The following is a 26,863-nucleotide window of genomic DNA, read 5'->3' on the forward strand; positions in this document are numbered from 1 at the left end:
TCGATTTCTTGAAGGAGACGTGACGAATGCGCGACCCCTATGAGGTCTTGGGGGTGCCGCGGAGCGCCAGCGCTGCCGCGATCAAGAGCGCCTATCGCAAGCTGGCCAAGAAGCACCATCCGGACAGCAACAAGGGTGACCCCAAGTCGGCCGAGCGCTTCGCCGAGATCAACTCGGCCAACGAGATTCTCGGCGACGAGGACAAGCGCAAGCAGTTCGACCGTGGCGAGATCGATGCCGAAGGCAAGCCGCGCTTCCAGGGTTTTCCGGGCGGCGGGGGGCCGCGCGGCCGCGCGGGTCCCGGTGGGTTCGAAAGCTATACGTTCCGGAGCGGCGGTGCAGCTGGAGGCCCGGGCGGCGGAGCGTTCGAGGACATCCTCAACAGCATGTTCGGCGGCGGAATGCGCGGCGCGCGGCCCGGGGCCGGCGGCGGTGCCCAGTTCGAGTTCGATACCGGCGGCATCGGGCTCGATCTCGACGTCAACGTCGCCATGTCCGTCTCGCTGGAGGAGTCGGTCAAGGGTGGCGAGAAGCGCGTCCGGCTGCCAACCGGCAAGGAGCTCAACGTCAAGATTCCGGCCGGCGTCGCCGAAGGCCAGCAGATTCGCCTACGGGGGCAGGGCGAGAGCGCGCAGGGCCATCCGCCCGGCGATCTCCTGATCACCATCAACATCGCGCCGCACCCGTTCTTCAAGGTCGAGGGTGCCGACCTCAGGATCGACCTGCCGGTGACGCTCTATGAGGCGGTGCTCGGCGGCAAGGTCCGCGTGCCGACCCTCGGCAATGCCGTGGAGCTTTCGGTCCCGAAAAACACCTCCAGTGGCCGGACTTTCCGCCTCAAGGGGAAGGGCTTGCCGAAAGCTGGCGGAACCGGGGATCTCTTCGTCACCATCAGGATTATGCTACCGGACGGGAACGACGCCGAGCTTGAAGCATTGATGGAAAAGTGGCGGGACCTGCACCCCTACAATCCACGCAGCGGGCTCGGCTAGCACGATCCGGAAAAGTGCACAGCGGTTTTCCGGAAAGATCGTGCGCAAACAAGAGGGCGCTATCCGAGGCCGCCCTCGACGGTCGGAGCATTCCCATCCCGAAAGGATGATGCTCAGCTCGCGCCTGAAGCGCGCATTGCGCTTCGACGCTGACGTTTATGACGTCCCGGCTGTCCGGCGGGGCAGCCGATAGAGAGGTGCGGCCTCGAGAGGGGGACCAGCGCGGTACCAAAAGCCCCAATCGAGGCCGCCCGCGTCGATCGGCGGATCGAACGCAGCTCATTTTCGCGTGATCATCCGGTGCGATAATGAGACGCGTCGATGTCCTGATTCCAAATTTTCAATGACGGAATCTGGGCACCGCGCTTATGCGGTTGCTCAGGTGCCGCTCTTCTCCACCTGGTCGTACACGGCCTGCGCCAGCCTCGTCAGCCGCTCGCGATCACCGCCGCCGCTGACGACGTAGCCGACGCCGCGTTCGGCCCAGAACAGCGCTCCATCCTTGTCCGTCTTGGCGTAGCGCATCTGGGTCGCACCACTCTCGGTCTTGGCGGTGTAGATCGTGTAGCGCTCACCCGAGGCGCCCTCATACATCAGGAACGACGCGGGACCATTCGGCCCCGGCAGGAGCCGGCCGCCGACGAGCTTCAGCCCGCTTGCCTCCAGGTTCGGCGCGAACACCGTCCAGCCGCAGCGCCGGGTCAGCCAGGCCTGGAGATGGTCACGCTCATTGCCGCCGACCTCGACGGGATGGCGGACCTCGACGACATAGAGGCGGTGGGCATCGAGCGCGTCCGCCGTAAAACTCTGGAACGTGGACGGCGCGTTGGCGGCACCATGCGCGACCCAGCCAGCCGTGCCGCCGGCGACGAAAGCAACCAGCGTGGCCGCGACGGCGCCATAGAGCCATTGCCGCGGGCGGCGTTCCAGCCGCTCGAGCTCCAGCCGGGCCGGCACCGGCTCATGGGCGACGGCGTCGTAGCGCGCGTGCAGCATCTCGGCCATGGCGCGCCAGGACTGCACGCGCTCGCCCTCGTCGGGATGGGCGGCAAGCCAGGCCTCGACGTCGGCGCGGCGTTCCGCCGGCAGCTCGCCGTCGACATAGGCGTGCAGCTCGTCTTCGGTGATTGGAATGTTGCGGTCGTTCATATCGGTCGTCTCTGGCTCTGCGGCCCAAAAATCCTTCGTGGTTCAACGTCGCTCGCTTCACCGGCATGGTGCGGGCGGACAGCTCGCCATGAACTTCATCCTGCCATCATTTCACCCGCCTGAGCGCCGGGCGCTCGCCCTCCAGCGAGGCTTTGACGTGGGCGCGGGCGCGGGCCAGGCGCGACATCACGGTGCCGATCGGCACGCCCTGGATGTCGGCGACCTCGCGATAGCTCATGCCCTCCAACATCACCAGCAGCAGCACCGAACGCTGTTCCTCGACGAGGGTGGCAAGCGCCTTCTCGATGTCACGTCCTTCGGCCTCGGTCCCGCTGGCATCCGGGTTGTTTTCCGTCAGCGGCATGAATTGCGGCCGCCTTGCCAGTGAGCGCCGCCGGTTCTTGTTGAGGTTGGTCAGGATCGTATAGAGCCAGCTCCTGACGTCGCCTCCAAGAAACAGGCGCTCCGAACGCAGCGCGCGCACCAACGTATCCTGCACCAGATCGTCGGCCGCATCCGCATCGCGCGTCAGCGCGCGGGCATAGCGGCGCAACGCCGGGATCATGGCCTCTACACTCTGACGAAACGCATTCATTGCGGTCTTGAAGTCCCAACGTTCGGCGCGAGCGCCTCAACGATCATAACACCCGAGCGGAACAGCTATTCCGGCACCTGAAACAGCGTTAACGCCGCGTATTAGGGCTGTACCGCAGGGGAGGGCTGGTGTACCTCCAGACCTCAACGAGAGCTCGACGGGACGTTCAAAAATGGCGCAGAATTCAGGTCTGATGCAGGGCAAGCGCGGGGTGATCTTCGGCGTTGCCAACAACCGCTCGATCGCCTGGGGCATTGCCAAGGCATGCCACGCCGCCGGCGCCGAGCTCGCCTTCACTTACCAGGGCGATGCGCTGAAGAAGCGGGTCGAGCCGCTTGCCGCCGAGATCGGTGGTCTCGTGCTTGGCCATTGCGACGTCACGGACGCCGCAACCATCGATGCTGCCTTCGCGGTGCTGAAGGAGAAGTGGGGCAAGATCGACTTCGTGGTGCATGCGATCGCCTATGGCGAGCAGCTCGACGGCCGCTATGTCGACACCACGCAGGAGAATTTCTCGAAGTCGATGCTGATCTCCTGCTATTCGTTCACCGCGGTGGCGCAGCGCGCCGAGAAGCTGATGACGGATGGCGGCTCGCTGATCACGCTCAGCTATTACGGCGCCGAGAAGTGGATGCCGCATTACAACGTGATGGGCGTGGCCAAGGCGGCGCTGGAAGCCAGCGTGCGCTATCTCGCCGCCGATCTCGGCGAGAAGAACATCCGCGTCAACGCCATTTCGGCGGGGCCGATCAAGACGCTCGCGGCATCCGGCATCGGCGACTTCCGCTATATCCTGAGGTGGAACGAGTACAACGCGCCGATGCGGCGCAACGTCTCGACCGAAGACGTCGGCGGCAGCGCGCTGTATTTCCTCTCCGACCTCTCGCGCGGCGTCACCGGCGAGGTGCATCATGTCGATTCCGGCTACCACGTACTGGGCATGAAGCGCCCGGACGCGCCGGACATCTCGCTGAGTGGCAAGGATTGACTTTCAGTCGACATGCCGGTGCCCACGATCTACTTCCTTCGCCACGGCGAGACCGAGTGGAACGCGCTCGGGCGACTGCAGGGCACCAAGGACGTCCCGCTGAATGCGCGTGGCCGCGTCCAGGCCGTGCAGGCGGCCGGCATTCTGGCCGATCTGTTCACGCGCGAAGGCAGGGACAGAGCGGCGCTGCCTTACGTGTCGAGCCCGCTCGGCCGTGCGCGGCAGACCATGGAACTCGCACGCGGCAAGCTTGAATTGCCGCCTTCGGACTATTCGCTCGACGATCGCCTGCGCGAAATCGGCTACGGCAGCTGGGAGGGGTTGACGCTGGCCGAGAGCGAGGCCTCCGATCCGGATGTCTATGCGAGGCGCTTGGCCGACAAATGGGCCGTCGCCCCAAGCGGCGGGGAGACCTACGCCGCCGTCCAGCTGCGCATGCTCGACTGGTATGAGTCGCTCCTCGTCGACACAGTCGCGGTCGCTCACGGCGGCACCTGCCGGGCCCTGATGGTGGCGCTGGGTATCGAGACGCCCGCCAGCGCCGCCGAGCTCTATATCGAGCAGGGCGCCGTCTATGTGTTCCGCGACGGCCGGCTGGAGAAGTTCAGTTAAGCTCCTCACCGTCGTTTCGGGGCGCCCGAGGGGTGAACCCCGGAAGAGATTCCGGGTTCGATGCTGCGCATCGCCCCGGAATGACGGAACGGGGTTGAACGCCGTGTTCCCGGGCGCTACCACAAGTCAGCACTGACTGACGAGCTAGAGACGGATGTCCTTCAATACCTTCGGCCACATGTTCCGCGTCACCACCTTCGGCGAGAGCCACGGGGTGGCGATCGGCTGCGTGGTCGATGGCTGCCCGCCGATGATCCCGCTCACCGAGGCCGACATCCAGCGCGATCTCGACCGCCGCCGGCCCGGTCAGTCGCGCTTTACCACCCAGCGCCAGGAGCCGGACCAGGTCAAGATCCTGTCCGGTGTGATGGCGCATCCGGAGACCGGCGTGCAGGTGACGACGGGCACGCCGATCGGGCTCCTGATCGAGAACACCGACCAGCGCTCGAAAGATTATTCCGAGATCAAGGACAAGTTTCGCCCCGGTCACGCCGACTTCACCTATGAAGCCAAGTACGGCCTGCGCGACTATCGCGGCGGCGGTCGTTCCTCCGCGCGCGAGACCGCGATGCGGGTTGCCGCCGGCGCGATCGCGCGAAAGGTGCTGCCTGACGTGAAGGTGCGCGGCGCGCTGGTGCAGATCGGCCCGCACAAGATCGATCGCGACAAGTGGGACTGGGACGAGATCGCCAAGAATCCGTTCTTTTGTCCCGACAAGGACAAGGCTGCGTTTTTCGAGACCTATCTGGACGGCATCCGCAAGAGCGGCTCCTCGATCGGTGCGGTACTCGAGATCGTCGCAGAAGGCGTGCCTGCAGGCCTCGGTGCGCCGATCTACGCCAAGCTCGATTCCGATCTGGCGGGCGCGATGATGACCATCAACGCGGTGAAGGGTGTCGAGATCGGTGCGGGTTTCGGCGCGGCTGAGCTCACCGGCGAAGAGAACGCCGACGAGATGCGGACCGGCAATGACGGCACGCGCTTCCTCTCCAACCATGCCGGCGGCATTCTGGGCGGCATCTCCACCGGGCAGCCGATCGTGGTGCGCTTCGCCGTGAAGCCGACCTCCTCGATCCTGCAGCCTCGTCTCACCGTCGATCGCAAGGGCGCGGACACCGAGATCTTCACCAAGGGCCGCCACGACCCCTGTGTCGGCATCCGGGCCGTTCCCGTCGGCGAAGCCATGATGGCCTGCGTGCTGGCCGATCATTTCCTGCGCGATCGCGGGCAGGTCGGCCGCTGAGTTCTCACCTCTCCCGCAGGGAGAGGTCGGATCGCATCAAGATGTGATCCGGGCGAGGGGTTACAGTCTCACTGAGACACCGCGGATGGACGCGTAGTGTCACAGCACCAGCCCACCGCGCAGCTTGACGTCCCCACAACTTCGTCCGCAAATGCGGACATGCAAAACTCCGAGCTCCAGCGCATCACCAACTGGCTGATCGACGGCGCGAGGTCGTCCGGAACCCCGGCCGAGATGATCGCGGACGTCTGCGAACAACTGGTCGAAGCCGGTTTGCCGCTATGGCGGTTCGGCATCTTCATCCGCACGCTGCATCCGGAGATCTTCGGCCGCAACTTCATCTGGCGGCAGGGCGAGGAGGTCGAGATCGGCTCCGTCGATTTCGAGATTCTGGATACGCCCGAATTCGCCAGGAGTCCGCTTCGGATCGTGTTCGAGCAGGGGCTGGAGGTCCGGGGACGGATGGACGATCCGGACAGCAAGCGGTTTCCGTTTCTCGATGACATGCGCGCCGAAGGCGTCACCGACTACGTCGCGATGCCGATGCCGTATCTCGACGGCTCGATCCACGCCACGAGCTGGGTGACGCGGCACCCTGGCGGCTTCAGCGACGAGGACATCGCGGCGATCCGCTCCATCGTGACGCCGCTGGCGCGCGTCAGCGAGATCATCAGCCTGCGCCGCACCGCCGAGATGCTGCTCGACACCTATGTCGGCAACCGTGCCGGCGCGCGCATCCTGGGCGGCCAGATTCGCCGCGGCCATAACGACACCATGCAGGCAGCGATCTGGCTTTCCGATCTGCGCGGCTTCACCGCGTTGTCGGACCGCCTGCCGGCCGAGACCGTGGTCGAGATCCTCAACCAATACTTCGATTGCCAGGTCACCGCGATCCGCGGTCATGGCGGCGAGGTGCTGAAATTCATGGGCGACGGCCTGCTCGCGGTGTTTCCGATCGACGAATATGTCGGCGATGCCGCGCATGTCTGCGCGCGGGTGCTGGAGGCGGCGCGCGAGTCCCGCGCCAGCGTCGAGGCGCTCGCCTTTCCGGTCGGCGACGTCATCGAGCGCTTCCGCTTCGGCGTTGCGCTCCATGTCGGCAACATCCTCTATGGCAATATCGGCGGGGGGAACCGCCTCGACTTCACCTGCATCGGACCGGCCGTCAACCTTGCCGCAAGACTTGAGAAGATCACGGGGCGCCTGGGGCGGACCGTGGTCGCCTCGGAAGGTTTTGCCAATGTCTGCCGCCACGACTGGCACCAGCTCGGCGAATTTCCGATCGCGGGCTTTTCCAAGGCGCAGCGCGTGTACGGGCTCGCGGAGGAGACGCCGGTGGTGATGGCCTGACGCGCAATGAGCTGAATGTCGTTCATCGCCGCACGACGAATCGCTATTCCTCCGGTTCGGTCGTGAACAGCAACGGATAGCCCTTGGCGCGGCCGGCGTCGGTGGCGCGCGTGGCCTTGGTCTCGGCGACGTCCTTGGTGAATACGGCGACGACACAGGCGCCGAGCTTGTGTGCGGTAATCATCACCTTGTAGGCCTGATCCTCGGTCATGCGGAACTCAGCCTTCAGCACCAAGGTGACGAACTCTCGCGGCGTGTAGTCGTCGTTGATCAGGATGACCTTGTGCAGCCGCGGCCGCTCGACCTTGGTCTTCGCCCTGGTTTTCGGCTTGGTGACGGCGTCGTTCATTCCGCCTCCTGGACACGGCGGGCTCGGGTTCCCTGCCGGAGCGATCAACCCGCGGCCTTCGCACCATATTGCAGGACCTGGACCTTCTCCAAGGTGATCAGCCCGCTCGACATCATGCCATCGAGGATTGGCAGGAATGCGTTGATGTTGTCCTCGCTGTCGACGATCTCGATCAGCAGGGGCAGGTCTTCCGACAGCCGCAGGATTTTCGAAGTGTGCAGCCGGCTCGACTTGCCGAATCCCATGGGACCGCGCAGCACGGTGGCGCCGGCCAGGTGTCGCTCGCGCGCGGTCATCACGATCGCTTCACAGAGCGGCTTGCCGTCGATGTGGTCGCTCTCGCCGATGAAGATCCGGAGCGAAACAGCCTGAGCGGGGATTTGCATGATCAGTTCCTTGTCAAGCGATTGTAGCGGCTGGCCATCATATGCCCTGCCCATACCGACACCAGCCAGCAGATGACGGACGTCGCGACATAGGCGAGCGCCGTGTACTTCATGCCACCGTGGAGCAGGCGGAAGGTCTCCAGGCTGAAGGCCGAGAAGGTGGTGTATCCGCCGCAGAACCCGGTCAAGACGAATTGTCGGTGCTCGGGCCGTGCCAGCACGCGGCCGTCGGGGCCGGTCAGGGTCGCGTAAAAGCCGATGACCAGCGAGCCGGTGGCGTTGATGAACAGCGTCGCGAAGGGAAAGCCCGGTCCGGTGTCGAGCGCGAGCCCGACCAGATAGCGCGTCAGCCCGCCGACGATGCTGCCCGCGGCAACCCAGGCGTAGAGTATCGCGCTACGCCAGCGATCGGCGGAGGACGGAGCGTTCATTCGCCTCTACCCTCCAAAGCTGTCGGCGACGAGGAAGCCGCAACTGACGGAAGCGAGGCACAGCCCGACAGAGAACACGACATTGCCGAGCGCCGGGAGCGGTTCGCCGCTCCGCGCGAGTGTCAGCGTTTGCAGGCTGAACGAGGACACCGTGGTGTAGCAGCCGAGAAACCCGGTCACAGCGAACAGCCAGGGATCGGGTGAGGCGAAGACCGAGCCCGGATGGGTCGCCAGCGCGCCCACAATGCCGATCAGGAAGGCGCCGGTGACGTTGATGGTCATGGTGCCCCACGGAAACGTTTCGCCCAGCCGCCGCGCGATCGCGCCGGAGACGAAATAGCGCGCGCAGCCGCCCAGCGCGCTGCCGATCACGATCGCAATTGCTCCGCTCAGCAAGGTGAACAGCCCCCCGACATCACTTGTCCTCTGCCGCCAGACCGTTGCCGACGGCAAGCAGCCCCACAAGCGAAACCAGCGCGAAGCCGAGCCCTGCAAGGAACGTTCCCGCCGGACCATAGGCGTCCCACAAGGCGCCCGCGATCACGCTGGCGGCCAGCAAGGCAAGCCCGGTGAACAGGTTGAAATAGCCGAATGCGGTGCCGCACAGGCTCGGTGGTGCGGCATCGGCGACCAGGGCCGAGAGCAGCCCTTGCGTCAATCCCATATGCAGCCCCCATAGCACGACCCCGAGCGCGAGGCCCGTAAGGCTCGGCAGCAGCGCCAGCGCAAGATCGGCGCCGGCGAGGAAAACAAGGCCGAGCGCGAGCAGGCCGGTGCGGTTGATCCGGTCCGACAGCACGCCGGCCGGATAGGCCGACAGGGCGTAGACGATGTTCATCAGCACCAGCACCGCCGGCACCCACATCGCGCTGAGCCCGATGTTCTGCGCGCGCAGGATCAAAAAGGCTTCGCTGAAGCGCGCCAGCGTGAAAACGATTCCGACCGCGACGACGCGCCAATAGACGGCTCCGAGCTGCCGCATCGCGGCGAGATTGAGCGGATTTTTCGCAGGCGCGCGGGCCGGATCCGGCTCCGGCTCGCTCACCGCGAACGCGATCAGTCCGAAGGACAGGAAGGCCGGCAGCACCGCGACCCAGAACACGGCGGCAAAGTTGTCGGCCATCCACCACATCAGGCCGATCGCCAACAGCGGTCCGACGAAGGCGCCGATGGTGTCGAGGGATTGCCGCAGGCCAAAGCTCGCGCCGCGCAGGCCGACGGGAGCGATATCGGCAATCAGCGCATCGCGCGGCGCGCCGCGAATGCCCTTGCCGACACGATCGATGAAGCGCGCCGCCACCACCCATTCGACGCTTGGCGCGAGCGGGAACAGCGGCTTGGTGAAGGCGGCCAGGCCATAGCCGAGCGCTGCGAGCAGCTTGCGGTGCCCGAGCCAGTCCGACAGCGCACCGGAAAAGATCTTCGTGATTGACGCCGTCGCCTCCGCAATGCCCTCGATGAAGCCGACGGTGAGCGTGGAAGCGCCGAGCACGGTGACGAGATAGAGCGGCAGCAGCGCGTGGATCATCTCCGAGGAAATGTCCATCAGCATCGAGACGAAGCCGAGCACCCAGATCCCCCTGGGCAGCGTGGTGCGCGTAGCGTTCGGTGTCGTCGTCGTCACGTCTTCTCCTGGTCTTCGCCTGCCGGCCTTCGTCACCAGGCAACAAAAAACCCGCCATCGGCGGGTATGTCCATGCTCCCGCCAAAGGCAGAGGCTCTAAATTGCCCCACCTCGAGCAGGAGTCATCAGCCCATCACGATCATCGATCGCCGGGCGGTTGTCGGGGGACTCCATCCCCATCTATGCGATCAACCCTAGCATGGAAATCGCGCCGGACAAGTGGGCGGGGCGCTCCGTCCCCCTTCGGTTTCTCGCGTCGTGAGTCCAAGGCTGCAAGGGCCGGCCTGCGGCGTGATGGCGGCAGCACGGCGGCAGCTTTGCGCAAAGCGCTCAAATTCCGATCTCGAGATTTCTGAACCTGCGAATTCTTGACTTGAATGTGAAGCACAGGCGATCTTCGGCCTTTGCGGCAAGGCGATTGCATGTCACCATCGCGTCATACGACGGGAGACTGCGATGCGTTTGCTGTTCTCGATCGGGGCTGTGCTGGTGGCCGGCATGTTTGCCGGAGGGGACGTCGCGGGCATCGCGGCACCAGGACCTAAATTTGAATCGCCCGAGAGTCGACCTCGATCGCAGCGGCTTGCGGCCGACAAGGACGCGCAGACGGTCGACGTCGAACTGATCCTCGCGGTCGACGTGTCCTACTCCATGGACATGGACGAGCTCGCGATCCAGCGCGAGGGCTATGCGCAGGCAATCCAGTCGAAGGAGTTCCTGCGGGCGCTGAAGTTGGGCCCGAACGGCCGGATCGCGGTGACCTATTTCGAGTGGGCCGCCTCCAGCGACCAGAAGATCATCATACCCTGGCGGCTGATCGATGGACCGGAGACGGCGGACGCGGTCGCCGCCGAGATCATGAAGACGCCGATCCGGCGCGCTTCGCGCACCTCGATCTCGGGCGCGATCACGTTCGCGATGCCGCTGTTCGACGAGGACCCCTATCGGGGCTTGCGCCGTGTCATCGACATTTCCGGCGACGGTCCCAACAACAATGGCGGTCCGGTCACGGTGGCGCGCGATGCCGCCCTGGAGAAGGGCATCGTCATCAATGGCCTGCCGATCATGGTCAAGGAGCCGTCCTATTCGACCATGGATATCGACAATCTCGATTTCTACTACGAGGACTGCGTCATCGGAGGTCCGGGCTCCTTCGTCATCACGATCAAGGACCGCGACAAGTTCAAGGAAGCGATTCGCACCAAGCTGCTGATGGAAGTCGCTGGCCGCACGCCGGAGCGCCCCGTGATGCGTGTTGCCGACAAGGAGCCGCGCGTCAACTGCCTGATTGGCGAGAAGATCTGGTCCGACCGCTGGGGACGTTAACGTCCCCGGCTGAGACCTTTTGCCCATCCGATCCGGCAGTTGAATTTAACTGCTCGTTAACCGGTGCATGGCCCTAATCAGACTGTTTCCTTCCGTTTCCAGCCAGCATTCCGACGTTGCTGGAACGAACGAGAGCGGGTTTGTCGAACCTGCCTTTGAGCAAACATGGCCATCGTCACGTCGAGCACCAGCCAGATCTCGCCCGTCAACGAGCGGATGTATCGCCAGAGTGCTCTGCTCGGTGACTGGAAGGGCAATTGGGTGGGCAACAACCAGCCCGTTGGCTTCAAGGTCGTGAACATCCGCGGCGCCCGGGCGCAGGTCGAGTACACTCACAACGGGCGCACCGAGCGCGGCTTTGCCGAGGTTCAGGGCACGCTTATCACCTTTGGCGGCGTCACGGTCGGCACCAAGGACGGCAAGAATATGGTGATGCTGTTTTCCTTCGGGGGCGCTGGCAAGCAGACCGCGAATCTCGAGAAGCAGGAGCCGCCGGCTTCCGACAGCCGCCTCATGGGAAGCTGGGGCGGTTATTCCAGCGACAACGGCAAGAGCGCGAGCTTCAAGGTGCTCTCGGTCAACGGCAATGAAGCCCAGGTCAGCGTCACCACCGACGGCATCACCCGCCAGGGCACCGGCATTGTCTACAAGAACGTCATCATGTTCGGACAGACGCAGATCGCGACCGACGACGGACAGAACGGCAAGGTCATCTACCAGGTCGGCACGAAATCTTTCGTGGTGCCGGTGACGAAATATCCGCCGGCGGATTCATCGTCTTCGGTCGACAAGACAGCTTAGCCGTTCACGGCGGTGTCCCGCCGGGTTGCGTCAGCGTCTTCAACCGTTGGTCGAATTGCCGCAGGATCGCGCAGGCCTGCGCGAAACCGCCGTCGCCGATGATTCGCCAGATTTTCGTCGAATTGCTCCACCAGATGGGGAATCGTCATGGGCAAGCGGGCCGTCTCGAGGAGTGCGCCCTTTTCGTTGATGAGATATCGACGGTTCAGTGCAAACAGCACCTGCAGTTCCCCGGGGGGCGACCTGCAGCCGTGACACCGGCGCGGTCACTCCGCTGGCATTGACGATGTTCGAAGAGTATAATCGCGAAATTCTTGACGGTAATCTGAATGATCAAGCTTGCACTTTCATGTGCTCTTGCAGCGCTCGCGGTGCTCTGCTTCGGCGGAGAGCCGGTTCATGCGCAGGTCGCGCCGCTGAGATATTGGATCCCCGGCGGACCTTTCGGCCTCAGCGGTGGTGCCGGCCAGAGTTCCGACACCTACGGCAACTTCGCGAACTTCAATGCCGTCGATGCGGATTGGCGCACCAGCTCTGCGAGCGGCTTCTTCGTCGGCGGCGAACGCGGCAATCTTGGTTTGAGCGGCTTCAGTCATGCCGGCCCGGTCGGTAATTTCAGCGCGCTTTCCTATGACAGCACGCAGTTCGGCTATAACGTCAAGACCGCAGCCGGCATGCCCGTCACGTTCTTCGCCGGATTCAACACGTTGAACTACGGCAACGGCATCGGCAGCTCTCTGGCGCCGCTGACCTCCATCGCCACACCCGGCTATGGCGGGTTTGCGGGTGTCGAATTCAAGCCGACCTCCAACCTCAGCCTGTCGTTCGGGGTCGGCTATACCCAGCAGCAATCGGGCCGCATGGACAGTGACATCAACTCGTCGATGCTGCCCGGCGAGTCGCCGGCCTTGGGTGGCCTTCGGCGTTAGGATTGCATCACCAGCTCCGGTGGACGCCGTAGCGATTTCGGCAGATCCGGGCCGGTTCCGAAACGCATCACGATGTCGGGACGCCGTTCGCCGAGGCCGAGTGACGCCCCGAATTGCTGCCTCAGCGCCGCCACCTCGACCGGCTGGTTGATGAAGGAATATTTGAGTCCCAGCGCGGTCGCCTGCAGACCGAAGCGCTGGCAGGCGCGGCCGACCGCGATCCAGTGCGACTTGTCGCTGCGATCGGCAGCGAGCACGACGACGCCCGCAGAGCTGTCGAGCTCTTCGCGGTATTTCTTGTTTTCCCCGCTCTCGGTGAAGAAGAGCTTCAGAAGCGGGCGCGCCACCCAGGAAGGCAGCGAGGGATTTCCCGACGCGGGCGAGAACAGCCCGTCCATGGTCGCGAGTGCCTCCGTCTCGTTGAAGCGAATCCAGCTGGCGAGCTCGCGCATGAAGGCCTTGTCGCGCATTTGCGCCGAGTTGCCTTCGAGCACGTAGTCGGTGACACCGGCGATCGCGGCGCGTTCGGTCATCAGGATCGCGGCGACGTTCGGTCCGCGACAGGCATCCTCCAGCCGGCGCAACATCTCCGGTGCGGCCGGCCTGCCGTCGAACGCAGCGCGGGTGCATTGCCTGATCGGAATCGCGGCGGCCAGCGCCGATGCCGCCTGCGGGGCCTCTTCGAGCGTGATCACGATGCGGTCGCCGTCGACCGCCAGATCGGCGTGCCAGCCCAGCGTGGACGCGGCGAGCACGAGGTTTTCGGCGGCGCAGCCGAGACTGACGAAGAGGTGGTGATCGTCCGGATCGACGGCCGGACAGCGGCGTGTGAAGTCCGGCGCAATCGCGATTGCATTGCCGCGAACCGAGAAGATCCAGGGCTGGGTGTTGTGACTGTTGGCCGCGAGGGTGGCAAAGCGCACGAGCTCGCGATCCCTCGGCGCAGCTTGCAGCGGAGCCCGCGACGTATTCGCCGCCTCGTCATAGGTCCTCGCCGCCGCTGCCGCAGAGGGGGCGGTGACGGCTACCGCGGAAAGTCCGAGCGAGCTCGCGATGAATTGTCGTCGGTCAACCACAATGTCGGCTCCGCGTCCCCATGGCGCAGAACGCTTTTAGTGCCAACCGAGGCTGCGACGATTGACCGGAATCAAGGTCGGGATCTCGACGACCTACCGCGTGAACCGCGCCACCAGCTCGACATGGGCCGTGTGGCGGAACTGATCGACCGGCACCACGATCTCCAGCCGATAGCCGCCGTCGATCAGCAGCCGCGCGTCTCGGGCAAAGGTTGCGGCATTGCACGACACGGCGATCACGACGGGCACCTTGCTCGCGGCGAGTTTCAGTGCCTGGGCCTGCGCGCCCTGGCGCGGGGGATCGAACACGACGGCGTCGAAGTCGCGCAGCTCCGGCGGCACCAGGGGGCGGCGGAACAGATCGCGCGGCTCGGCCTTGATCGGCTTCAGGCCCGGTGTGCGCGCAGCCTTCGCGAGGGCCGCGATGGCGCCGGCGTCGCTGTCATAGGCCGTGACGCGGGCCTTCTCGGCAAGCCGCAGTGCGAACGGGCCGACACCGCAGAAGAGGTCGGCGATCTCCCTGGCCTTGCCGATGTGTTCGGTGACGAGAGCTGCAAGCTCTTCTTCGCCTGCCACCGTTGCCTGCAGGAACGAGCCGGGCGGCAGCGTCACCTCGGCGCGGCCCATCGTCACCGTTGGCGGCAGGCGTTGCAGCACCAGCTCACCGTGCCGCGTCAGCCGTGCCAGGCGATGCTGCTCGGCGACGCGCGAGAGCGCCGTGATCAGCTGAGTCGGCAGCGGGCCGGAGCCGCGCACGTCGATATCGAGGCCGTTGGCGGTCGCGGTGACCTGGATGTCCAATGGTTTGGTCACCGGCATCTTGGACGTCAGCGGCTCGGCCAGCGCCCAGGCGGCATCGAGGGCGCCCTCGAGCGCGGGATCGAGGATCGGGCAACGATGGATCGGGATGACGTCGTGTGAGCTTGCAGCCGCGAAGCCGACCTTGAGGATGTCATGCGTGCCGAACCGGCCGTGCAGCGTGATGCGCCGGCGCCCGGCGCCATGGGCGTCGACCAGCGGCGCGACCTCACATGCGATGCCGGCCTGCGCCAGCGTTTCCACCACGATGTTGCGTTTCCAGGCGCGATACGGCTCGGCCGCCCAATGCTGGATGGCGCAGCCGCCACAGACGCCGAAATGCGGACAGAACGGCTCGACACGTTCGGGGCTTGCGACCTCCACCGCGAGCAGCTTGCGGCGGTCGGGATGGTGGCCCGCGACGTGATCGACCTCGACGGTCTCACCGCCGAGCGTATAGGGCACATAGATTGCTTCGCCGGCGTCGACGCAGACACCGTCACCGCGATGGCCGACATGGTCGATCCTGACACGCTCAACCACGGCGCGCGCCCAGGAAGAATTCGATGTTGCCGTCGCCGCCCGCGATCGGCGAGGGGAATATCTCGATGTCGGTGCAGCCGAGGGAAGCGGCAAAGGCCGCGATGTCGTTGCAGATCCCCTGGTGCACGGCGGCGTCGCGGATGATGCCCTTCTTGTTGTGCTTCCGGTCGGCCTCGAATTGCGGCTTGATCAGCGCCAGCAGGCTCATCGGGGCGGCCGCCAGGGACAGCGCCACCGGCAGCACCGTCTTCAGCGAGATGAAGCTGACGTCGATGACGACGATATCGGGCCGCGCCGGCAGGCGCTTGCCTTCGTAGGACCGGATATCGGTCTCTTCCATCGACACGATCCTGGGATCGTCGCGCAGCGAGGGATGCAACTGGCTGGTGCCGACATCGATTGCGAACACCAGGCTGGCGCCGTTCGCCAGCAGCACCTCGGTGAAACCGCCGGTGGACGCGCCGACGTCGAGGCAGACATGGTCCTCGATCTCGATTGGGTAGCGCTCCAGTGCCCCGGCGAGCTTGACGCCGCCACGGGAGACATAGGGGTGCGCGGGCTCGGCCTGGATCACCGCATCTTCGGGAATCGTCTCTGACGGCTTTGAAACCTGCTTGTCGTCGGCCATGACGAGGCCGGCCTCGATCGCCGCGCGCGCCCGTGCCCGGCTCTCGAACAGGCCGCGCTCGACCAGCAATATATCCGCGCGCTTGCGGGCAGGGGACATCGGCTCTCCGGAGAAGGATCTGGCCGCTTATGTAGCCATCAATCGCGCGGCCGCCATCCGGACGCAAGCCTCGAAGGCGGCAAGATCGTGCCAGACGTCGATGGGTCTCGTGGCCGGCGTCACCAGAGGGCAGCCGTGCAGCTCCAGCGCATGGATCATCATGAGGTTGTCGACGAGACCGAAATCCTCGACGGTCAGCCCCTGCGCGTCGACCAGCCGTCCGTCCTCGGGGACGACGTCCATGAAGCGGCCGGCTCGGTCGGCATAGGCCGCGTCGTCGTTGGAATAGGCGAGGCAAAACTTGCGACGGCCGGCCATGTAGCCCAGTTCGTAGACGGTGCCGGGATCGGCGCCCGGCCCGCGAAACGGAGTGAGATTGGCAATGATGGCGTCGGCCGCGTCCATCATGGCCACGTTGCCGCAAAAGATCTGCCGCGATGCGTCGGGAGCGGTGAGATCAATCGCGTTGTCGAGCGGATACAGGCCGGTAAACCCGTATGCAGCGCAGATCGCGGCCTTCTGTCGGCCGACCTCGACCGCATCCGGCAGGAACACGTCGGGGCCTGCCAGATAGATCTTCATGGGGGCGAAGCCGGAATAGTTTGGATCGAGGTGCGAGCCACAGTGCGTGCCTTGCTCCCTTCACCGCCTGCGCGGGAGGGCTGGGCGGAGGATATCTCAACACGAAGACTCCCAGAGGAATAAGCCCTCACCCGGATCGCTTCGCGATCAGACCTCTCCCGCAAGCCTTGCGGGAGAGGTGAAGAAAGCAGCCGTCAGGCGAGCTTCACCGTCTCGGTCTTCACGTCCTTGCCCAGTGCCTCGAACACCTTGGCGACGATGCCCTTGGCGTCGAGCCCGGCGCGGGCGTACATCGCGGCCGGAGTGTCGTGGTCCTGGAATACGTCGGGCAGCACCATCGAGCGGAACTTGACCATGCCGGTGTCGAGCACGCCCTGATCGGTCAGGTACTGCGCGACATGCGAGCCGAAGCCGCCGACCGAGCCTTCCTCGATCGTGATCAGGATCTCGTGGTCACGGGCGAGCTTGAGCACCAGATCGGTGTCGAGCGGCTTCATGAAGCGCGCATCGGCGATCGTGGTCGACAGGCCATGGGCCGCGAGCTCGTCGGCCGCCTTCTCGCATTCGGCAAGGCGCGTGCCGAAGGAGAGCAGGGCGATCTTGCTGCCCTGGCGGATCATGCGGCCCTTGCCGATCTCGAGCGGAATACCGACCTCCGGCATCTCGATGCCGCGGCCCTCACCGCGCGGATAGCGCAGCGAACTCGGACGGTCGTCGATCGCGACCTGGGTCGCCACCATGTGCACGAGCTCGGCCTCATCGGCCGCCGCCATGATCACCATGTTGGGCAGGCAGCCGAGATAGGCGTTGTCGAACGAGCCTGCATGCGTCGCGCCGTCGGCGCCGACGAGGCCGGCGCGGTCAATGGCGAAACGGACGGGCAGGTTCTGGATCGCGACGTCGTGCACGATCTGATCGTATCCGCGCTGCAGGAACGTCGAGTAGATCGCGCAGAACGGCTTGTAGCCTTCGGTCGCAAGACCGGCGGCGAACGTCACCGCGTGCTGCTCGGCGATGCCGACGTCGAAGGTGCGGTCAGGAAAGGCCTTGTTGAAGATGTCGACGCCGGTGCCCGACGGCATCGCCGCGGTGATGGCGACGATCTTGTCGTCCTTCTGCGCTTCCTTGACGAGGCTCTGGCCGAACACGTTCTGATACGCCGGCGCATTCGGCTTGGCCTTGGCCTGGGTGCCGGTCGCGACGTCGAACTTGACGACGGCGTGGTACTTGTCGGCGGAAGCTTCCGCCGGGCCGTAGCCCTTGCCCTTCTGCGTCACGACGTGGACCAGGATCGGGCCGGTCTCCATGTCACGGACGTTCTTCAGCACGGGCAGAAGATGGTCGAGGTTGTGGCCGTCGATCGGGCCGACATAGTAGAAGCCGAGCTCCTCGAACAGCGTGCCGCCATCCATCATGAAGCCGCGGGAATATTCCTCGACGCGGTTGGCGCGATTGGCGAGGATCTTGGGCAGGCGCTTGTTGATCTGCTTGGCCGCATCGCGCAGCGTCCGATAGGTCTTGCCGGAGTAGAGGCGCGACAGGTAGGCGCTCATGGCGCCGACCGGCGGCGCGATCGACATGTCATTGTCGTTGAGGATGACGATCAGGCGCGAGTTCATCGCACCCGCGTTGTTCATGGCCTCGTAGGCCATGCCGGCCGACATCGCGCCGTCACCGATCACGGCGATAACGTTGTTCTTGCCGCCGGAGAGATCGCGCGCCACGGCCATGCCGAGGCCGGCGGAGATCGAGGTCGAGGAATGCGCCGCCCCGAACGGATCGTAGTCGCTCTCGCTGCGCTTGGTGAAGCCGGACAGGCCGCCGCCGGTGCGCAGCGTGCGGATGCGGTCGCGCCGGCCGGTGAGGATCTTGTGCGGATAGGCCTGGTGGCCGACGTCCCAGATCAGCCGGTCGCGCGGCGTGTCGAAGACGTAATGGATCGCGGTGGTGAGCTCGACCACGCCGAGGCCCGCGCCGAAGTGACCGCCGGTCACCGAGACGGCATCGATGGTCTCCTGCCGCAGCTCGTCGGCGACCTGGCGAACCTGCTCGACCTTGAGCTTGCGCAGGTCTTCCGGCGTCCGGATGGTGTCGAGAAGCGGCGTCTTACTGTATGCGTTCACGGCGATTTCCAATTTGTCAGCGCCGGAAGGTCATTCCGGTGCGCGATGGGTTTGCACAATATCGGCGCAGCGCGAGTCCTCAAACCGTCGGAGCCACCTGCATGGGGCAAGGCCCCGTCTTCAAGCTTAGGTAAGCTTAAGTGCGCTCCGGTTCAGTCTCTGTGATCCCTGTCACTTAGATCGGCTTCGCCCGTCCCAAGCCAATTTCATTAGCAGTTTGAAGCACTTGTCGTCGGTAATCGGTGCCCACGCAAGGCTTGCAAAAGCCACACTCCGCGCAGCTTTACACCAAAGCTTGGGCCAAAGCCAACCCGCCGGACCGATTGGGGGTATGCAGGTGCAACTGGCGGGCCAGATTGGTTAACCGTAGCCCGGGATGAGAGGTTCCGGCCTTGATCGGTTCTTCGGCAGGCTTTTTTGCCTGAATGAGAGCTTTTTCGCCCTCAGCCGCCGGTTCCGGAACGTGGACGGCATCGATTCGCCCGTACGGAACCGCGATGCTTCATGGAATAGCACCGTGCGGTCGTGAAAGCGACGCGACTCCCGCGCGCCCGTGGAGACATTTCGCGGCGCCCCGCGTCGTCGGGAGACTGGGAGAGCTCCGGCCTCACTTACTGGACGTCGAGCGGCGCAGTGCCGGTGGCCTGGCCGCTGGCATCGGTCGTGATCTTGTCGACGCGCGCCTCGGCCTGGCGCAGCAATTCCTCGCAGCGCCGCTTCAGGGCCTCGCCGCGTTCGTAGATCGTCACGGATTCCTCGAGCGGCACCTTGCCGTCCTCGAGCCGCTTCACGATCGTTTCGAGTTCCTCGATCGCGTGCTCGAAGGTGAGCCTGGAGACGTCGACTTGAGTATTTTCGGCCATATCCGTTTCCGATTGCCCGATTCGCTTCACGTGAGAGAAAGCAGAGTTTTACGGGCGCAATGTGGCGGGTGCGTCAAGCGCCCATCAGGGCGCCGACATGCGCCGTAACAGATTCTTTCAGTCCTTGCAGGTCATAGCCGCCCTCGAGCACCGAAACAATGCGGCCGCCGGCGGTCTTGTCGGCGAGATCCATCAGCTTGCGCGTCACCCAGGCATAGTCCTCCGCGCGCAGATTCAGCGAAGCCAGCGGATCGCGGAAATGCGCGTCGAAGCCGGCGGAGATGATCAGAAGCTCGGGACTGAATGTCGTCAGCTGCGGCAGGATCAAATTTTCGAAGGCTGAGCGGAATTCGGGGCCGCCGTCTTCGGAAGCGAGAGGCGCATTGACGATGGTGTCGTGATCGCCGCGCTCGCTCGTCGCGCCGGTGCCTGGAAACAGCGGCATCTGGTGCGTCGAGCAGTACATCACGGTCGGGTCCGACCAGAAGATGTCCTGCGTGCCATTGCCGTGATGCACGTCGAAATCGACGATGGCCGCACGCTTGATGCCGTATTTGCGCTGCGCATGGCGCGCGGCGATGGCGACGTTGTCGAAGAAGCAGAAGCCCATCGGCTTGCCGATCTCGGCGTGATGGCCGGGCGGGCGGATCGCGACGAAGGCGTTGCGATGCTCGCCCGCCATCACCGCCTCGGTCGCCGCGACTGCGCCGCCGACGCCGCGCATCACCGCTTCCCACGTGCCCGGCGACATCGAGGTGTCGCCGTCGATATAAACCTGCCCGCTGGTCGGGGCGATGTGGCGAAGCTCGGTGACGTAATGCTCGTTGTGGCAGAGCGTGACGAGATCGAGATCGCCCTCCGGCGCCTCCTCGCGCGCCAGGAACTGGAAGCGCTCATGCGACAGGGCCTCTTCCACCGCGCGCAGCCGATCCGGTCTCTCAGGGTGTCCCGGCGGCGTGACATGGTCGAGGCAGGCCTTGTGGGAAAGGAGAAGCGTGCTCATCAGGTCGGCCTCAACGGGATGCGGGCTTTTGACGTCGTTGGCGCATCCGGCGCCAAAACGCAATGCAAAACCCAATCTAGGCGCTCGGCCGGGAATGGCAAAGGGTGGTCCCGCGCCGGCCGGATTGATCCAGATCAATTCACCCGCAGGATGCGGGTGGGCGGTAGCGGCCCGATCGGCCCGTGCGTGCGGAAAAACGCGAACAGCGCGTCCGCGTCGTAGCCGCCATATTGCGGCGCCGCGCCCTGCTTGGCGACGGTGAACCCGTCGCCACCGACCGCGAGATAATCGTTGAGCGTGACGCGGTAGCCGCTTCCAGGTTCGACTGGCCTGCCGTTGAGCGTCATCTTCTCGGGCACGATGCGCTCGCCGAATGGCTTTGATGCATCCCAAGTATAGCTGAACCCGTTCGACACCTGGAGTATTCGCGGCCGCTTCGGATCGAGCCATTGCTGCTCCAGCATGTCCTTGAGCTGACTGCCCGTCAGCGTCATGGTGACGAGCCGGTTGCGAAACGGCTGGCTGGCGAAGACATCGCCGAACGTTATGGCTCCATTCTCCTTCGGAACGATGTCGGTGCGAATGCCGCCGGGATTTGTGAGCGCGATGACAGCGCTGCCATCCTTCGCATCGCGGGTTGCGAGCAATTGCGCGTCGGCAATGACATTGCCGAGCGCGCTTTCGCCGGCCTCGTTCGGCACGCGCGACAGCGTCTGCGTCACCGAACCTGCCGGCCGATTGGCGATCGGCGCGGATAGCTTGTCGTAGGCGTCGATCAATGCGGTCTGCTCGGGATCCCTGGCCAGCGAAGCATTGGCGACGATGACGTTCTCGGCTTTGGCACTGGCGACGTCGCGCGTCGTGGGATCCAGCTCGAGGTCGATCGCGGTGACCAGCGTGCCATATTTGTCGCCGCTGGTGACGAGCCGCCCGTCGATGTCACAGACATAGGCACGGTGGGTGTGGCCGCTGACGACGACGTCGACGGCGCGATCGAATTTCTTGACGATGTCGACGATCGGCCCCGCAATGCCCGGGCATTCATTGTAGTCGCCGGCGGGCTCGCCACCCTGGTGGATCAACACCACGATCGCTTCGACGCCACGCGCCTTCAACTGCGGCACGAGTGCGTTCACCGTCTCGGCCTCGTCGCGGAATTCGAGCCCGGCGATGCCCGATGGCGAGACGATGCCGGCGGTCTCCTTCAAGGTCAGCCCGATGAAGGCGACGGGAATGCCGTCGAATTCCCGGATCTCGTAGGGCGGCAGCACGCTCTTGCCGGTCGCGGTCTCGATGGTGGAGGCGGCGAGATAACGGAATTTGGCGCCCGTGAAGGAATGTGGTCCCTGGCAGCCGTCGACGGGATGGCAGCCGCCGTTCTGCATTCGCAAAAGCTCGGCTTTGCCCTCGTCGAATTCGTGATTGCCGACCGAGCTGATCGAAAGGCCCATCATCGAGAGCGACTCGATCGAGGGCTCGTCGTGGAACATCGCCGACAGGAAAGGGCTTGCGCCGATCAGATCGCCAGCGGCGACGAAGATGGTGTTCTTGCGCCCCTCGCGCAGCTGCTTCACGAGCGTTGCCATGTACTCGGCGCCGCCGGCCGCCACCATCACCTTCCTGGCCCTATCCTCGGGATCGCCGATGAGAATGCCGCCCGGCGGCGGCCGTAGATTGCCGTGGAAATCGTTGATCGCGAGCACGCGCAGTTCGACCGGCGCGGCGGTCTGGGCCGAGGCGGGAAGGGCGCAGGTCAGCGCGAGCGCAGCAAGGATGGATGGAAATACGTATCGCATGGAACCAGATTAGTCGTACCGCGCGAAGATTTCACGAAACCTTTTGTTGAAGCATCGCGCGTGCCCACGCTCCCACCCGCCCCTTGAGGGGGCGGGTCGGTTCGCATGGAATGCGAACCGGGGCGGGGTGGCAGACTATCCTCGTACGAGGTGCTGGAGAGCTTTGCGAATTCTCTGAAGGTGTCAGCGAGAGTCTTCGCGTGGCTCACCCCACCCCGCCCGCGCGGTGCGCGAGCGACCCTCCCCCTCCAGGGGAGGGTAAGAGCCGCGCCTTACACCTCACCGCTTCTTCCGGTTCGCGAAGGCGTTGAACGCCGCCACCGCTTCGTCCGACTTGAGCCGCTCGGCGAACAAATGTCCTTCCTGGTCGATGCGGCGGGTGAGCTCTTCGGGCGGCGCGCGCAGCAGCTTGCGGGAGGTTGCGACCGCCTCGGCCGGCAGCCGGCAGATCTCGCGCGCCACCTTGCGCGCCTCGACCTCGGTATGTCCCGGCGAGACCACGGTGTTGACGAAGCCTGTGGCATGCGCCTCCGCGGCGGTGAAGGTCCGCCCCATCACCAGCATCGCGAAGGCGCGCTGATATCCCATGGTGTTCGGCATCAGGAGGCTGGCCGCGCCGACCGGTGCGAGCCCGAGATGGATGTAAGGCGCCGAAAAGGTCGCCGCGTTCGAGGCCAGCACGTAGTCGCAGTGGAACAGCATCACGGTGCCCATCCCGATCGAGGCGCCGTCCACGGCTGCGATGATGGGCTTGGCATTGAGGGCGAGCGAATAGAGGAATTTGGCGCCATTCGACAGCATCTCGGGGCGCGAGGCGTCGGCGTGCATGAAATCGTCGATGTCGTCGCCGGCGGTGAACACGCCGGAGCCACCGGTGATGATCATGCAGCGGATATCAGGATTGTTCTGGGCGGTGTCGATCGCGCGGCTCATCTCCCGGTACATGTCCTGGGTGATCGCGTTCTTCTTGCCCGGGCGGCGCAGGGTGATCACGCGCGTTCCACGCTCTTCGGTGACGACGATGTTGCCATTCGGCATGAGAGCCCCCTGCGCGCGCTCGCGAGTCTTGCGAAGCATCAGCCTACATCATCTCGCAGGCGTGCCAATGCGCTCCTCAATCTTTTCGGCGCCGGCTTCCCATGAGTTCGGGCATGGCGCCCGCCGCCGTCTCGCGCCGCAACAATTAGCTACTATGTTTGATTTGAAAAACCAGTGGTTGTAGTGCACGATCTTGCGCCGTTCCATTGGCCGACTGCTCAATTGATGATTGCCGAAACCCGCATTGACGAATCCTCACCGCGCTATCGCGGCTGGCGTGTCGTGCTGGCTTGCTTCCTGATGGCCTTCTTCATGTTCGGGTTCGGTCTCTACGGCCAGGGCGTCTATCTTGCCGAGCTCCAGCGCGCCCATGGCTGGCCGGGCACGCTGGTTTCCGCGGCCAGCACCTTCTCGTTTCTGCTGACCTCCGTGCTCGTCGTTTTCACCGATGATCTGCTCGAGCGCGTCGGACTGCGCGCGCTGATCCTGTGCGGCCTGTCGGCGCTCGGGGCGTCGACCGTGTTGCTGGCGCTGATGCAGACGCCCTGGCAGCTCTATCTCGCCTATGCGCTGATGTCGGTCGGCTGGACCGGCATGGGGACCGTGGTGATCGCGACCGTGCTGAATTCCTGGTTCGAGCGGCGCCGCGGGCTCGCGCTCAGCCTTGCCTTCAACGGCGCGACCTGCGGCGGCATCATCCTCGTTCCGCTGCTGCTATCGCTGACCGGCAGCATCGGCTTTCGTTCGGCCATGCTGGCGGCCACGCTGGTGATGATGGCGCTGGTGCTGCCGGCGGTCGTGACCTTCATCGGCTGGCCCGCCGGGATGTCGCCGGTCTCGGACGGACGTCCGATCGCAGGGGCTGTGGCCGCACCGAGCCATTCGCGCAAGGCGCTGCTCGCCAACGCGGCGTTCTGGACCATGGTGCTGCCGATCGCGATGGCGCTGCTGGCGTAGATGGGCTTCATCATCCACCAGGTGTCGTTTCTCGAGCCGCTGATCGGCCGCTCCGCGGCAGGGCTCGCGGTCACCATCATGGCGGCGATGGCGGTGGTCGGGCGCCTGTCGCTTGGCCTATTCGTCGACCGGCTCGATCCGCGGCTCGCCTGTGCGGCGTCGATGACGAGCCAGGCGACGGCGCTGTTCGTGCTCCTGCAAAGCACGAATGCGACGGTGCTGCTGGCATGCTGCGCCGTCTACGGCTTCTCGATCGGCAACATGATCACGTTTCCGCCATTGATTATCCAGCGCGAGATGGGCTCCAGCGCCTTCGCTGCCGCGATGGGGTTGGGCACATCGATCAGCGGCATCGTCAGCGCCTTCGGCCCGGGCATCGTCGGTCTCGCGCGGAGCTTTACGGGCAATTATACCACGGCGTTCGCGCTGTGCGTCGTGCTCGATCTCGTCGCGGCGGGCATCGTGCTGTGGCGGCCGGGGAAGAGCGTAGCCCGAATCTCCGCAAGCTAAGGGGAAGGCTCGCGCACGATATTCGATGTCGTGGCGAGCAGGTCCGGCTTACCCCAGCAGCACCGCATCCGCCGCAGCGATCGACTCCGCGCCTTCCGTGACCGTGCGCTCGAGCGCCGGTGCCTGCACCGTGATGTTCTCGGCAAAGAAACGCGCCAGCGCGACGTAGCGCGCAGCGTCCGCGTTGCCTTCGGTCTTGGCGGCGAGCGCCTCGGAGGCGAGCAGGCAGCCGCCGAGCGTGGCGCCGAACTGCTGCAAATAGGGCGTCGCGCCGGCAAGCGCCTCGTTCGGCGCGGAAGCGACGCGCTCCAGGAGCCATTTGCTGGTGCGCGTGAGCGCCTCAATTGCCTCGCGCAGCTTTGCACCCGTGGTGCCGAAGCCGGGATCGTTGGAGGCCTCGACTTGGCTGACGGTCGCTGCGAGCTCGTCGAGCAGCGCCCACACCGACGCGCCACCATTGGCCGCGAGCTTGCGCGTGACGAGATCAATCGCCTGGATGCCGTTGGTGCCCTCGTAGATCGCGGTGATGCGGGCATCGCGGTAGTGCTGGGCCGCGCCGGTCTCCTCGATGAAGCCCATGCCGCCATGCACCTGCACGCCGAGATAGGCGACCTCGTTGCCGATATCGGTGGAATAGGCCTTGGCCATCGGCGTGAGCAGCGCCGCGCGTGCGGCCGCATCGGCGCGCACCTTCGGGTCCTTGGCGCGCGTCGAGACGTCGATCGCGACGGCGGTCGCATAGCAGATGGTGCGCGCGGCTGCAGTCTGCGCCCGCATCCGCATCAGCATGCGCTTGACGTCGGGATGAACGAAGATCGCGTCCGAGCTGTCGCCCTTCTTGCCGACCGCGCGGCCCTGCTTGCGCTCCTGCGCATACGACAAGGCCTGCTGGTAGGCGCGGTCGGCAACGCCGACGCCCTCCAGGCCGACGCCGAGGCGGGCCTGGTTCATCATCGTGAACATGCAGCGCATGCCCTGGTTCTCTTCGCCGATCAAAAAGCCGATCGCGCCGCCATGGTCGCCCATGGTCATGGTGCAGGTCGGGGAGGCGTGCATGCCGAGCTTGTGCTCGACGCCGCTGGCGAAGATGTCGTTACGCGCGCCGAGCGAGCCGTCGGCATTCACCATGAACTTCGGCACGAGGAACAGCGAAATCCCCTTGGTGCCGGCAGGCGCGTCCGGCAGGCGGGCCAGCACGAAATGCACGATGTTGTCGGTCATGTCGTGCTCGCCATAGGTGATGAAGATCTTCGTCCCCTTGATGCGGTAGGTGCCGTCGGCCTGCCGATCGGCGCGGGTGCGCAGCGCGCCGACGTCGGAGCCGGCCTGCGGCTCGGTCAGCTGCATCGTGCCGGTCCATTCGCCCGAGACGAGCTTTTCGAGGTAGACTCTCTTCAACTCGTCGCTGCCATGGGCGTCCAGCGCCTCGATCGCCGAGGCGGTCAGCAGCGGGCAGAGGCCGAAGGCGACGTTGGCGGCGCTCCAGATCTCGGTGCAGGCGGCGTTGATCGCGATCGGCAGGCCCTGGCCGCCGAAATCTTCGGGGCCGGACACCGCGTTCCAGCCACCCTCGGTCCAGCGCCTGTAGGCGTCCGGCCAGCCCGGCGCTGTGGTGACCCTGCCGTCGCTCAGCTTGATGCCATGCTCGTCGCCGACCTTGTTGAGCGGCGCCAGCACGTCGGATGCGAACTTGCCGGCTTCCTCCAGCACGGCGGCCGCGAGGTCGGCGTCGAAATCGCCATAATGGCCGGCCTCCACGGCGGCCTTGAGGCCCGCGCCATGGTTGAGCGACAGCAGCATGTCAGAAATCGGCGCGCGGTAGGTCATGGCTCACTCCCGGGGACAAATATTGGCGCCGTATTCTCACGAAACGGGGACGGTCTCAACTGGGAGTGGCCGGTCCGGGAACGGCGCTTTCGTCGGGCGTCGAAAGCCGGCCCAACAATAGAGCGCGATGCCGCCCCAAGCCGGCGCCTGTGGTATTTTGCCCCTGCAGGCGGTTGAAATGCCGCGCCTCTCCCTATAGACCGGCACCACTTGAGGGAATCTGCGGTAGCCCGTGCCTCCGCCGT

Annotated in this window: 26 protein-coding genes, 1 pseudogene and 1 riboswitch; of the genes and pseudogenes, 9 read left to right on the plus strand and 18 right to left on the minus strand. The window is 65.1% G+C overall.

Annotation, left to right across the window (positions count from 1 at the left end; genetic code table 11):
* The first annotated feature begins 26 nt into the window (after positions 1 to 26).
* On the plus strand, positions 27 to 992 hold the full coding sequence (locus IC50_RS24880; protein WP_035710964.1) for a DnaJ C-terminal domain-containing protein: 966 nt from the start codon (positions 27 to 29) through the stop codon (positions 990 to 992).
* A 378-nt stretch (positions 993 to 1,370) separates the two neighbouring features.
* On the opposite strand, the gene IC50_RS24885 is transcribed toward IC50_RS24880, so the two are convergent.
* Positions 1,371 to 2,141: an anti-sigma factor family protein gene (locus IC50_RS24885; protein ID WP_035710966.1), complete on the minus strand. Its 771-nt coding sequence runs from the start codon at positions 2,139 to 2,141 to the stop codon at positions 1,371 to 1,373.
* A gap of 106 nt (positions 2,142 to 2,247) precedes the next feature.
* Entirely contained in the window at positions 2,248 to 2,736 is a 489-nt protein-coding gene (locus IC50_RS24890; protein ID WP_027570971.1) for a sigma-70 family RNA polymerase sigma factor, read from the minus strand.
* Between the two features lie 172 nt (positions 2,737 to 2,908).
* Between IC50_RS24890 and fabI the strand changes: the two genes are divergently transcribed.
* The 4 genes from fabI (at position 2,909) to IC50_RS24910 (ending at position 6,929) form a co-directional block, all read left to right on the plus strand.
* Entirely contained in the window at positions 2,909 to 3,724 is an 816-nt protein-coding gene (gene fabI / locus IC50_RS24895; RefSeq protein ID WP_035710971.1) for an enoyl-ACP reductase FabI, read from the plus strand.
* A 12-nt stretch (positions 3,725 to 3,736) separates the two neighbouring features.
* Positions 3,737 to 4,336 carry a histidine phosphatase family protein gene (locus IC50_RS24900; RefSeq protein WP_035710972.1) on the plus strand — a complete coding sequence of 200 codons (600 nt, stop codon included), beginning with the start codon at positions 3,737 to 3,739 and terminating at the stop codon, positions 4,334 to 4,336.
* Positions 4,337 to 4,490: 154 nt separating this feature from the next.
* A complete protein-coding gene (aroC, locus tag IC50_RS24905; RefSeq protein WP_035710974.1) occupies positions 4,491 to 5,579 on the plus strand; it encodes a chorismate synthase in 1,089 nt (362 codons plus the stop codon).
* Between the two features lie 159 nt (positions 5,580 to 5,738).
* Entirely contained in the window at positions 5,739 to 6,929 is a 1,191-nt protein-coding gene (locus IC50_RS24910) for an adenylate/guanylate cyclase domain-containing protein (RefSeq protein ID WP_035710977.1), read from the plus strand.
* Positions 6,930 to 6,972: 43 nt separating this feature from the next.
* Here IC50_RS24910 and clpS read toward each other — a convergent pair whose 3' ends face one another.
* Genes clpS through IC50_RS24935 form a run of 5 tightly spaced genes read right to left on the minus strand, consistent with a single transcriptional unit; the run spans position 6,973 to position 9,719 of the window.
* Positions 6,973 to 7,278 (minus strand): ATP-dependent Clp protease adapter ClpS, encoded by a 306-nt coding sequence (gene clpS, locus IC50_RS24915; RefSeq protein WP_035710980.1) that lies wholly within the window; start codon positions 7,276 to 7,278, stop codon positions 6,973 to 6,975.
* Between the two features lie 44 nt (positions 7,279 to 7,322).
* Entirely contained in the window at positions 7,323 to 7,664 is a 342-nt protein-coding gene (locus IC50_RS24920) for a DUF190 domain-containing protein (RefSeq protein WP_035710982.1), read from the minus strand.
* Between the two features lie 2 nt (positions 7,665 to 7,666).
* A complete protein-coding gene (gene crcB, locus IC50_RS24925; protein WP_035710985.1) occupies positions 7,667 to 8,095 on the minus strand; it encodes a fluoride efflux transporter CrcB in 429 nt (142 codons plus the stop codon).
* A 6-nt stretch (positions 8,096 to 8,101) separates the two neighbouring features.
* Positions 8,102 to 8,500: a fluoride efflux transporter CrcB gene (crcB, locus tag IC50_RS24930; protein WP_244429642.1), complete on the minus strand. Its 399-nt coding sequence runs from the start codon at positions 8,498 to 8,500 to the stop codon at positions 8,102 to 8,104.
* A gap of 10 nt (positions 8,501 to 8,510) precedes the next feature.
* Positions 8,511 to 9,719: an MFS transporter gene (locus IC50_RS24935; RefSeq protein WP_035710988.1), complete on the minus strand. Its 1,209-nt coding sequence runs from the start codon at positions 9,717 to 9,719 to the stop codon at positions 8,511 to 8,513.
* A gap of 109 nt (positions 9,720 to 9,828) precedes the next feature.
* A riboswitch (Fluoride riboswitch) is annotated at positions 9,829 to 9,906 on the minus strand.
* Positions 9,907 to 10,175: 269 nt separating this feature from the next.
* On the opposite strand from IC50_RS24935, the gene IC50_RS24940 reads away from it, so the two are divergent.
* A complete protein-coding gene (locus tag IC50_RS24940) occupies positions 10,176 to 11,045 on the plus strand; it encodes a DUF1194 domain-containing protein (RefSeq protein ID WP_035710991.1) in 870 nt (289 codons plus the stop codon).
* 165 nt (positions 11,046 to 11,210) lie between these two features.
* Complete coding sequence (locus IC50_RS24945; protein WP_035710993.1) at positions 11,211 to 11,846, plus strand: hypothetical protein; 636 nt, start codon at positions 11,211 to 11,213, stop codon at positions 11,844 to 11,846.
* On the opposite strand, the gene IC50_RS42745 is transcribed toward IC50_RS24945, so the two are convergent.
* A complete protein-coding gene (locus tag IC50_RS42745) occupies positions 11,843 to 12,067 on the minus strand; it encodes a hypothetical protein (RefSeq protein WP_035710997.1) in 225 nt (74 codons plus the stop codon). The two genes, IC50_RS24945 and IC50_RS42745, sit on opposite strands and share 4 nt — an antisense overlap.
* A 108-nt stretch (positions 12,068 to 12,175) precedes the next feature.
* Here IC50_RS42745 and IC50_RS24955 point away from each other — a divergent pair, with 108 nt between their 5' ends.
* Positions 12,176 to 12,775: a hypothetical protein gene (locus tag IC50_RS24955; protein ID WP_035711000.1), complete on the plus strand. Its 600-nt coding sequence runs from the start codon at positions 12,176 to 12,178 to the stop codon at positions 12,773 to 12,775.
* On the opposite strand, the gene IC50_RS24960 is transcribed toward IC50_RS24955, so the two are convergent.
* The 9 genes from IC50_RS24960 to IC50_RS25000 all read right to left on the minus strand — a co-directional run bounded on the left by IC50_RS24960 (position 12,772) and on the right by IC50_RS25000 (position 23,324).
* A complete protein-coding gene (locus IC50_RS24960; RefSeq protein ID WP_440588146.1) occupies positions 12,772 to 13,851 on the minus strand; it encodes an Acg family FMN-binding oxidoreductase in 1,080 nt (359 codons plus the stop codon). The genes IC50_RS24955 and IC50_RS24960 overlap by 4 nt on opposite strands.
* Before the next feature lie 93 nt (positions 13,852 to 13,944).
* On the minus strand, positions 13,945 to 15,192 hold the full coding sequence (locus IC50_RS24965; protein ID WP_035711004.1) for a class I SAM-dependent RNA methyltransferase: 1,248 nt from the start codon (positions 15,190 to 15,192) through the stop codon (positions 13,945 to 13,947).
* Positions 15,185 to 15,919, minus strand: coding sequence for a TlyA family RNA methyltransferase (locus tag IC50_RS24970; RefSeq protein WP_035711006.1), 735 nt, complete (start codon positions 15,917 to 15,919; stop codon positions 15,185 to 15,187). The genes IC50_RS24965 and IC50_RS24970 overlap by 8 nt, the downstream gene beginning before the upstream one ends.
* 27 nt (positions 15,920 to 15,946) lie before the next feature.
* Complete coding sequence (locus tag IC50_RS24975; protein ID WP_035711008.1) at positions 15,947 to 16,501, minus strand: nucleoside 2-deoxyribosyltransferase; 555 nt, start codon at positions 16,499 to 16,501, stop codon at positions 15,947 to 15,949.
* A gap of 194 nt (positions 16,502 to 16,695) precedes the next feature.
* Positions 16,696 to 18,624, minus strand: a complete 1,929-nt coding sequence (gene dxs / locus IC50_RS24980; RefSeq protein ID WP_035711089.1) for a 1-deoxy-D-xylulose-5-phosphate synthase — start codon at positions 18,622 to 18,624, stop codon at positions 16,696 to 16,698.
* A gap of 611 nt (positions 18,625 to 19,235) precedes the next feature.
* Positions 19,236 to 19,487, minus strand: a complete 252-nt coding sequence (locus tag IC50_RS24985) for an exodeoxyribonuclease VII small subunit (RefSeq protein WP_035711010.1) — start codon at positions 19,485 to 19,487, stop codon at positions 19,236 to 19,238.
* Positions 19,488 to 19,560: 73 nt separating this feature from the next.
* A complete protein-coding gene (locus IC50_RS24990) occupies positions 19,561 to 20,490 on the minus strand; it encodes a histone deacetylase family protein (RefSeq protein ID WP_035711091.1) in 930 nt (309 codons plus the stop codon).
* A 134-nt stretch (positions 20,491 to 20,624) separates the two neighbouring features.
* Positions 20,625 to 22,286, minus strand: a complete 1,662-nt coding sequence (locus IC50_RS24995) for a bifunctional metallophosphatase/5'-nucleotidase (RefSeq protein ID WP_035711012.1) — start codon at positions 22,284 to 22,286, stop codon at positions 20,625 to 20,627.
* A 279-nt stretch (positions 22,287 to 22,565) separates the two neighbouring features.
* Positions 22,566 to 23,324, minus strand: a complete 759-nt coding sequence (locus IC50_RS25000; RefSeq protein ID WP_035711093.1) for an enoyl-CoA hydratase-related protein — start codon at positions 23,322 to 23,324, stop codon at positions 22,566 to 22,568.
* A 225-nt stretch (positions 23,325 to 23,549) separates the two neighbouring features.
* Between IC50_RS25000 and IC50_RS25005 the strand changes: the two are divergent.
* Positions 23,550 to 24,791, plus strand: a pseudogene (locus IC50_RS25005) (MFS transporter).
* A gap of 48 nt (positions 24,792 to 24,839) precedes the next feature.
* Here the strand turns inward: IC50_RS25005 and IC50_RS25010 are convergent.
* Positions 24,840 to 26,618: an acyl-CoA dehydrogenase gene (locus tag IC50_RS25010; RefSeq protein ID WP_035711014.1), complete on the minus strand. Its 1,779-nt coding sequence runs from the start codon at positions 26,616 to 26,618 to the stop codon at positions 24,840 to 24,842.
* Positions 26,619 to 26,863 lie beyond the last annotated feature (245 nt).

Source organism: Bradyrhizobium genomosp. I (2014) (genome assembly GCF_000261685.1).
Taxonomy (GTDB): Bacteria; Pseudomonadota; Alphaproteobacteria; order Rhizobiales; family Xanthobacteraceae; genus Bradyrhizobium.

Excerpts from the sequence above, each read along its gene's own strand:
- IC50_RS24880 (WP_035710964.1), top strand. The coding sequence starts at position 27 with ATGCGCGACCCCTATGAGGTCTTGGGGGTGCCGCGGAGCGCCAGCGCT.
- IC50_RS24885 (WP_035710966.1), bottom strand. The coding sequence starts at position 2,141 with ATGAACGACCGCAACATTCCAATCACCGAAGACGAGCTGCACGCCTAT.
- IC50_RS24890 (WP_027570971.1), bottom strand. The coding sequence starts at position 2,736 with ATGAATGCGTTTCGTCAGAGTGTAGAGGCCATGATCCCGGCGTTGCGC.
- fabI (WP_035710971.1), top strand. The coding sequence starts at position 2,909 with ATGGCGCAGAATTCAGGTCTGATGCAGGGCAAGCGCGGGGTGATCTTC.
- IC50_RS24900 (WP_035710972.1), top strand. The coding sequence starts at position 3,737 with ATGCCGGTGCCCACGATCTACTTCCTTCGCCACGGCGAGACCGAGTGG.
- aroC (WP_035710974.1), top strand. The coding sequence starts at position 4,491 with ATGTCCTTCAATACCTTCGGCCACATGTTCCGCGTCACCACCTTCGGC.
- IC50_RS24910 (WP_035710977.1), top strand. The coding sequence starts at position 5,739 with ATGCAAAACTCCGAGCTCCAGCGCATCACCAACTGGCTGATCGACGGC.
- clpS (WP_035710980.1), bottom strand. The coding sequence starts at position 7,278 with ATGAACGACGCCGTCACCAAGCCGAAAACCAGGGCGAAGACCAAGGTC.
- IC50_RS24920 (WP_035710982.1), bottom strand. The coding sequence starts at position 7,664 with ATGCAAATCCCCGCTCAGGCTGTTTCGCTCCGGATCTTCATCGGCGAG.
- crcB (WP_035710985.1), bottom strand. The coding sequence starts at position 8,095 with ATGAACGCTCCGTCCTCCGCCGATCGCTGGCGTAGCGCGATACTCTAC.
- IC50_RS24940 (WP_035710991.1), top strand. The coding sequence starts at position 10,176 with ATGCGTTTGCTGTTCTCGATCGGGGCTGTGCTGGTGGCCGGCATGTTT.
- IC50_RS24945 (WP_035710993.1), top strand. The coding sequence starts at position 11,211 with ATGGCCATCGTCACGTCGAGCACCAGCCAGATCTCGCCCGTCAACGAG.
- IC50_RS24955 (WP_035711000.1), top strand. The coding sequence starts at position 12,176 with ATGATCAAGCTTGCACTTTCATGTGCTCTTGCAGCGCTCGCGGTGCTC.
- IC50_RS24970 (WP_035711006.1), bottom strand. The coding sequence starts at position 15,919 with ATGTCCCCTGCCCGCAAGCGCGCGGATATATTGCTGGTCGAGCGCGGC.
- IC50_RS24975 (WP_035711008.1), bottom strand. The coding sequence starts at position 16,501 with ATGAAGATCTATCTGGCAGGCCCCGACGTGTTCCTGCCGGATGCGGTC.
- IC50_RS24985 (WP_035711010.1), bottom strand. The coding sequence starts at position 19,487 with ATGGCCGAAAATACTCAAGTCGACGTCTCCAGGCTCACCTTCGAGCAC.
- IC50_RS24990 (WP_035711091.1), bottom strand. The coding sequence starts at position 20,490 with ATGAGCACGCTTCTCCTTTCCCACAAGGCCTGCCTCGACCATGTCACG.
- IC50_RS24995 (WP_035711012.1), bottom strand. The coding sequence starts at position 22,286 with ATGCGATACGTATTTCCATCCATCCTTGCTGCGCTCGCGCTGACCTGC.
- IC50_RS25000 (WP_035711093.1), bottom strand. The coding sequence starts at position 23,324 with ATGCCGAATGGCAACATCGTCGTCACCGAAGAGCGTGGAACGCGCGTG.
- IC50_RS25010 (WP_035711014.1), bottom strand. The coding sequence starts at position 26,618 with ATGACCTACCGCGCGCCGATTTCTGACATGCTGCTGTCGCTCAACCAT.